Here is a 6,611-nt window from a genome sequence, read left to right as displayed (position 1 = left end):
TTTGAACCCTAGAAGGGCTATTAACCCTTGCCGGTTTTCAAGACCGGTGCTTTCAACCACTCAGCCATCTCTCCGGAACGCGGCGTATATTATTGGGTTCGCTGTGGCTTGTAAACCCTTTATTTGCCGCTTTTTGTCTGTTCGCTCAAGCCGTGATCAGGTTGGCGATATTGCTAGCAAAAGGCGATTAGCTTGCCGCCAATCGCCCTACTTTTACTGAGACACGTTAGCTGAGTCTCTTTAACTGCACGGTACTTATAGCGCGATAAAAATACCCGCCAGTGCCGCACTCATTAGGTTGGCAAAGGTGGCGGCAATCACTGCGCGCACGCCTAAGCTTGCCACATCTTTGCGGCGCTCGGGCACCATGGCACCAATCGAGCCAAGTTGAATGGCAATTGAGCCAATGTTGGCGAAGCCACACAAGGCAAAGGTGACAATCACCTGGCTTTGCACCGACAGGTTCGCTTTGATATCGGCAAAGGATAAGAAGGCGACAAACTCATTGAGTGCGATTTTCTGCCCTAATAGGTTGCCGACGGCAAACACTTCATGCACCGGCACCCCAGTAAGCAATGCCAAGGGTGAGAATAAATAGCCGAACAGGCTTTCTAGGCTTAAGCCTTCTAAATCAAGCAGCTCGCCAATGCTCCCGAGCCCGGCGTTTAGCATCGCAATCACACTGATAAAGGCCACCAGCATAGTACCCACGGCCACCGCGACTTTCATGCCGTTCATCGCGCCACTGGCCAAGGCATCAATCGCGTTCGCTTGGTCGCTATCGCTGATCTCCACCTGGTTTTGCTCAGCCGGTGTTTCCGTCTCAGGGACGATGATTTTGGCCATCAATAATCCACCGGGCGCGGCCATAAAGCTCGCGGCAATCAGGTATTTTAAATCCACGCCCATGGCGGCATATCCACCAAGTACACTGCCGGCCACCGAGGCCATGCCGCCGACCATTACGGCGAAGAGTTCAGAGCGGGTCATTTTGCTAAGAAAAGGGCGAACTACCAAAGGAGATTCGCCCTGAGAAAGAAAGATGTTGCTGGTTGCCACCAGAGACTCTGCGCGGCTGGTGCCGAGTAATCGCTGTATGCCGCCGCCGAGGAGTTTGATAACCCACTGCATAATGCCGAGATGATAAAGGAGAGAAATCAGCGCACTGATAAAAATGATTAACGGCAGTACTTTAACAGCGAAAACAAACCCATCGTTCGCCAGAGGTCCAAACACAAACTCGATGCCTTCGTTGGCAAAGGAGAGCAGCTTCGCCGCGCCATTACTCATTGCCCCTAGCATGGCTTGACCAAAGGGAATATAGAGCACCAGGGCAGCAAACCCAGCTTGCAGGCCAAACGCACCTAGCACTGTTCGCCAGTTGATCGCTTTGCGGTTGGTGGAAAATGCGCACGCGCACAGAAACAGAGCGACCAGACCTGCCGCACTATAGAGGAGTTGCATAAATAGATTACCTTGCCGTTGTGTTGCACTTGCGGTACGGATGAGTACGACACGCTGCCGGGGTGGCAAGAGGTTCCATCATGCGTTACATCGTACCGCGGGTTCGGTGAAGGTGGGCCCGACCTTGGACGCTTTTTCTTCAGCCGCAAATCGCGACACAGTCACTCTTTGGCTATCGCTGCGCAAAGAGCACATGTTGGGCGAGCATTCTAGTGTGATTAAACTCTCATTTCCAGCAGAATTTGACGCTCGATCACACTTATTGAGTGGTTATCGAGGGTTGCAAACTGCCCTTTTGGCTGTGTCTTGTCTCTCAGACAATGGTCGGATGTTTATCCCTCTCTTTTTGTGTCACCTTGGTGGTGTCTATCATTCACACCCTGCATCACGCCTGCGCTTAACAAATTTGGCAAGATTGGTTGACACGTTTGGCTCATATGATATTCATGGGTGGCTATTGACAAAATCATTGAAGGTAAAGCGATAAAAATAAGCCTCAATGGAAAAAAAAAAGCAATAGCGCTAAAAAACATAAAACAAAGCAAACACAACAACGCAACCACAATAAAGGAAACACACATGCAAACCGTCTCTTCGCATCAGGCAGGATCTAGCTTGTCGGTGATGCAACGTCTACGCGCATTGGGGCCAGGTATCATGATGGCCGCGGCAGCTGTAGGCGGCTCTCACCTTGTTGCCTCGACCAAAGCCGGAGCCATTTATGGCTGGCAACTCGCGGCATTGATCCTGCTCGTTAACTTGTTTAAATACCCCTTTTTTCGAGCAGGCGTACAATACACCGCGGGAACCGGTGAAACCTTGGTCGAAGGCTATGCGCGTTTAGGTCGGCCTTATTTGTGGCTGTTTGTCGCGTTAAGTGCGGTCTCTGGGGTGATTAACACCGCGGCCTTGACCTTATTTAGTGCCAGCTTGCTCAGCTATTTTGTGCCGTTTGATCTCTCACTGACGGTACTCTCGAGCATTATTGTGGCCACCTGCTTAGTCATCTTGATTGCGGGGCATTACAAAGCGCTGGATACCTTATCGAAAGTGATCATGGCGACGCTGACTTGCGCCACCTTGGTGGCGGTGACGATTGCCGTGGGGAATCCTGTCGCGGTTGAACCCAACTTCAATGCGCCCTCAATTTGGTCTGTCGCCGCCATCGGCTTTATTGTGGTGACCATGGGTTGGATGCCCGCTCCGATTGAAATTTCTAGCATCACCTCGGTGTGGCTCAAGCGTAAAGCGCAATCTGAGCCGATTAACGCCAAAGCGGCGCTGTTTGATTTTAACGTCGGTTACATCGGTACCGCGCTGTTGGCGATTGTGTTCTTATCTCTTGGTGCCTTGCTTCTGCACGGCAGCGGGGTGGAGTTAAAGCAATCGGGTATCGGCTTTTCGCACCAGTTAGTGGGCCTGTACGCCGCCACCATTGGTGAATGGTCGCGCTATTTGATTGCCGTGGTCGCCTTTTTCTGTATTTTCGGCAGCACCATTACCGTGATTGATGGCTATGCGCGGGTCGTATCTGAATCACAACGCTTGTTGCGTGAACAAACAGAAGCCGAGGCGCACCCGGGTATCGCACAAGGTTGGATGATGCTGATCTCGGTGTTGGCACTGGCGATTGTGGCGTTTTGGACCGGCGCACTGCTGACCATGCTTGATTTCGCCATGGTGGCGGCATTTGTCACCACGCCCTTTTTCGCTCTGTTGAACTATATTTTGGTGACCAAGCACCGCTTGCCGCCTGAAGTGACCATGAGCAAAGCGATGCGCGCGCTAGCCATTACTGGATTAGTGTATTTATTCGGCTTTTTGGCGGTGTTCGTCTGGTGGAAGTGGTTGATGTAACAAAGTTTACCTTGTTCGCGCTTAAAGGGCTGGGTTAACATCCTTTTACAACTTCACCATCGGTGTTGAGCGCGGATAAGGTATTATTGACCTTATAAAAGCCAGTCGTGGTTTAGGTTAAGGACGTGGGCGGCTTGAAAAAGTGAACGACTGCCCACATAACTGTCGTATATAAAAATGGATTGTTAACCCAACCGGGAGAACGTTATGAACGATCGTATCGTTTCGCACAGCCAGTCACAGCAGAGTGCGTTATCTACAAACAAAGTGCTACGTAATACGTATGCACTGCTATCGATGACACTGATCACCAGTGCTATCGCGGCCTTTATCGCTATCGCTGTCGGCATCGGCCCAATGATGTCGCTAGGTATGACCCTAGGTGCGTTGGCGATCGTGTTCTTTGTGCTACCACGCACCATGAACTCTTCCGCCGGTATTGTATGGACCTTCGTGTTTACCGGCTTACTGGGTGCCTCACTCGGTCCAACCTTGACCTACTACCTGAGCCTGTCTAGCGGCCCAGGAATTGTTATGCAGGCGTTGGCGACCACAGGTATGGTGTTCTTAGGCCTATCGGCGTATGCCATTACCTCTAAGAAAGACTTCTCTTTCATGGGTGGTTTCTTGGTCGCGGGTGTGATTGCTCTACTGGTGGCGATGGTCGCGAACATCTTCTTGCAGATCCCAGCGCTGAGCTTGGCAATCAGCACCATCGCGGTACTGATTTTCTCCGCCTTTATTCTGTATGACACCAGCAACATCATTAATGGCGGCGAGACTAACTACATCCGCGCCACCGTGTCGCTGTACTTGAACATCTTCAACATCTTCGTTCATATGCTGAGCATTCTTGGCTTTATGAACGACGACTAAGCCTCGTGCTTTAAACCGTAAGTCACAAAGAGCCGGCATGCGCCGGCTTTTTTTATAGCTGCTTTTTTCGCCCTAAAAGCGTGTGATTGAATGGCGCACCCACTCAGTGAAGCGCGCCACATCAGGCACAGTGAACGCCAGTTGCACTCGCCCGCCCTGCTCGCTATGCTTTGCAGCCTCAATCAAAGCGATAACGTCCGGTCAGATGACGAACAAAGGTAAAAGTATGCTGGTGTATGAAGGTGAAACCATTGCGACGGATGCGCAAGGGTATTTAAAAAATGTGGATGATTGGCACGAAGCCCTGGTACCGCTGCTTGCAGAACAAGAAAACATTGCGCTGACCGAAGCCCATTGGGAAGTGATTCACTTCGTCCGCCATTTCTATCAAGAGTACAACACCTCACCAGCGGTGCGTTTGTTGGTTAAATCGATGGAAAAAGAATACGGCCCAGAGAAAGGTAACAGCAAATACTTGTTTAAGCTGTTCCCTAAAGGCCCGGCAAAACAGGCTACCAAGCTGGCAGGCTTACCCAAGCCCGCGAAATGCCTCTAGTCACCGAGGTAAACAAGTACCGAAGCTGACAAGTCCCGAGGCCGATAGATCAAGCGCCGCCACACCTTCGCGGCGCATGTAACGATTGGCTCTAGGCTCTCTTCTATTGAGACCTGTTATTAAGGCGCTACAAGATGGCAAAGCCATCAACGGCGCGCCATTCCGCGTCCTCTTGATCAACCTGATCGACGCCCGCCGTCGGTGGCCCTTTATCTAACCACGCCATTAACGAATCCACTGATTCTTCACGTCCACAAGCCAATACCTCAACGCGACCATCCGGCAGGTTCTTCGCGTATCCAGTTAATGAGAGCTTCAACGCCTCATGGGCGGTGTGATAACGAAAGCCAACCCCCTGAACGTGACCTGTGACATAGGCTTTGACACATTTTTGAGACATCTGTCACCTCTCCTATATTCCCATTGCAAAACGACACCTGTATAACGCTACATGAGACAAGTCGTTTGACAGGATGGCGTCATGAAAGAAGTTGCGTTTCGATGGATTGATAAATATTTTATCCACCTTCGGCTACAAGAAAAATTTTACCTTATCTTTTTCCTCCCCTTGCTCGCAATGGTTGTGATTGCGCTTACCTTGGATGCCGCCTCGGATACCCGTGTGGCACACAAGATGGAAGCGGAAGGCCAAGCCATTCAAGCGATGGTTGATAAATACGACCTCCCGAAAGGCGAGGTACAAACCCTGCTCAATAACCAGCAAACCGGTTTTACGTTCAATGGTAATGAGCTTGTCTATCAACTTGACGGCTCACTGTTTAGCCATATGAGCGCCACCGACTGGAGCCTGCTGATCGGTATGGTTCTGGTGATTGCAGTACTAATTTACTACATCATGACCTTTATTGGCGGCGCGATGTACACCATGAACCAAGCCTTATTAAAGCTAGCAGATGGTGAGCTGAGCTACCGAATGAACTTTATTCCTGTTCGTGATGAGTTTAGCCAAATTGCCGTCACTATCGATAAAGTGCTTGAGCGCGAGCAAAACTTGGTGAAGGCGATTCAACAAAGCGCTGAGATGATGGATGGCTTGTCAGCAAGCTTGCAGCAGCGTAGCGATGAGAGTGAAGCCTTGGGTGAGAGTCAACGCCAGTATCTTGATTCACTGGCCAGTGCCACCGAAGAAATGGCAGGTTCGATTCGCGAAGTGGCCAGCCATGCCACGGACACCTCAACCCAAACGCAAGAGGCCACCGAAGCGGCGAACCAAGGACGTCAGCAAGTCCAGCAAACCATGGCCGCGATTAACGGCCTTGCCAGCGAAATTGCCCAAGCAGCGGATAAAGTCAGCGAGCTGAGCAAAAACGCCGAGCAAATTGGCACCGTGGTGACCACCATCAATGGCATCAGTGAACAAACCAACTTGTTGGCGCTGAATGCGGCGATTGAAGCGGCACGTGCCGGTGAACAAGGCCGCGGCTTTGCCGTGGTGGCCGATGAAGTACGCACACTGGCCAGTCGCACCCAAGAGTCAACGGTTGATATTCAGTCTATGATTGAATCACTGCAAGCGCATACCGCGGATCTGCGCCGCGTGATGGAAGGCACGGTTGAAAATGCGTCCGCCAGCGAGGCAGCGGTGCAAGAAATTGATACCGAAATCAGCCAAATCGCTGAGCGCAGTGGCACCATCGCCGATCGCAGCACCGAGATTGCGGCCGCTGCCGAACAGCAAGGCAATGTCGCGGGCACGATTTCACAAGACGTCGAACAAGTGCGCAGCCAATCGACCCAAGTGGCACAAATGCTGCGTGATTCTGCCACCGAAGTCAGCGAACTGGGCGCACAAGCTCATCAGCTGAAAACCTTGGTGGCAGGGCTTCGTACCTAAACG

The 6,611-nt window shown here is 51.4% G+C and carries 6 protein-coding genes; 4 read left to right on the top strand and 2 right to left on the bottom strand.

Annotation, left to right across the window (positions count from 1 at the left end; all coding sequences use genetic code 11):
• Positions 1-255 precede the first annotated feature (255 nt).
• A complete protein-coding gene (locus BZG25_RS09695; protein ID WP_077638991.1) occupies positions 256-1,464 on the bottom strand; it encodes a NupC/NupG family nucleoside CNT transporter in 1,209 nt (402 codons plus the stop codon).
• Between the two features lie 579 nt (positions 1,465-2,043).
• On the opposite strand from BZG25_RS09695, the gene BZG25_RS09690 reads away from it, so the two are divergent.
• The 3 genes from BZG25_RS09690 to BZG25_RS09680 all read left to right on the top strand — a co-directional run bounded on the left by BZG25_RS09690 (position 2,044) and on the right by BZG25_RS09680 (position 4,753).
• On the top strand, positions 2,044-3,321 hold the full coding sequence (locus BZG25_RS09690; protein ID WP_077459433.1) for an NRAMP family divalent metal transporter: 1,278 nt from the start codon (positions 2,044-2,046) through the stop codon (positions 3,319-3,321).
• Between the two features lie 207 nt (positions 3,322-3,528).
• Complete coding sequence (locus BZG25_RS09685; protein ID WP_046073363.1) at positions 3,529-4,197, top strand: Bax inhibitor-1/YccA family protein; 669 nt, start codon at positions 3,529-3,531, stop codon at positions 4,195-4,197.
• A 226-nt stretch (positions 4,198-4,423) separates the two neighbouring features.
• Positions 4,424-4,753, top strand: a complete 330-nt coding sequence (locus BZG25_RS09680; protein WP_025672953.1) for a TusE/DsrC/DsvC family sulfur relay protein — start codon at positions 4,424-4,426, stop codon at positions 4,751-4,753.
• A 127-nt stretch (positions 4,754-4,880) separates the two neighbouring features.
• Here BZG25_RS09680 and yccX read toward each other — a convergent pair whose 3' ends face one another.
• Positions 4,881-5,153, bottom strand: coding sequence for an acylphosphatase (gene yccX / locus BZG25_RS09675; RefSeq protein ID WP_077606288.1), 273 nt, complete (start codon positions 5,151-5,153; stop codon positions 4,881-4,883).
• An 81-nt stretch (positions 5,154-5,234) separates the two neighbouring features.
• Between yccX and BZG25_RS09670 the strand changes: the two genes are divergently transcribed.
• Entirely contained in the window at positions 5,235-6,608 is a 1,374-nt protein-coding gene (locus BZG25_RS09670) for a methyl-accepting chemotaxis protein (protein WP_077606289.1), read from the top strand.
• Positions 6,609-6,611: the final 3 nt, after the last annotated feature.

Source organism: Salinivibrio sp. ML198, from assembly GCF_001996015.1.
Lineage (GTDB): Bacteria > Pseudomonadota > Gammaproteobacteria > Enterobacterales > Vibrionaceae > Salinivibrio > Salinivibrio siamensis.
Note: the sequence above shows the minus strand (reverse complement) of the source record. Positions and strands in the feature narration are given on the sequence as shown.

Excerpts from the sequence above, each read along its gene's own strand:
- BZG25_RS09695 (WP_077638991.1), bottom strand. The coding sequence starts at position 1,464 with ATGCAACTCCTCTATAGTGCGGCAGGTCTGGTCGCTCTGTTTCTGTGC.
- BZG25_RS09690 (WP_077459433.1), top strand. The coding sequence starts at position 2,044 with ATGCAAACCGTCTCTTCGCATCAGGCAGGATCTAGCTTGTCGGTGATG.
- BZG25_RS09685 (WP_046073363.1), top strand. The coding sequence starts at position 3,529 with ATGAACGATCGTATCGTTTCGCACAGCCAGTCACAGCAGAGTGCGTTA.
- BZG25_RS09680 (WP_025672953.1), top strand. The coding sequence starts at position 4,424 with ATGCTGGTGTATGAAGGTGAAACCATTGCGACGGATGCGCAAGGGTAT.
- yccX (WP_077606288.1), bottom strand. The coding sequence starts at position 5,153 with ATGTCTCAAAAATGTGTCAAAGCCTATGTCACAGGTCACGTTCAGGGG.
- BZG25_RS09670 (WP_077606289.1), top strand. The coding sequence starts at position 5,235 with ATGAAAGAAGTTGCGTTTCGATGGATTGATAAATATTTTATCCACCTT.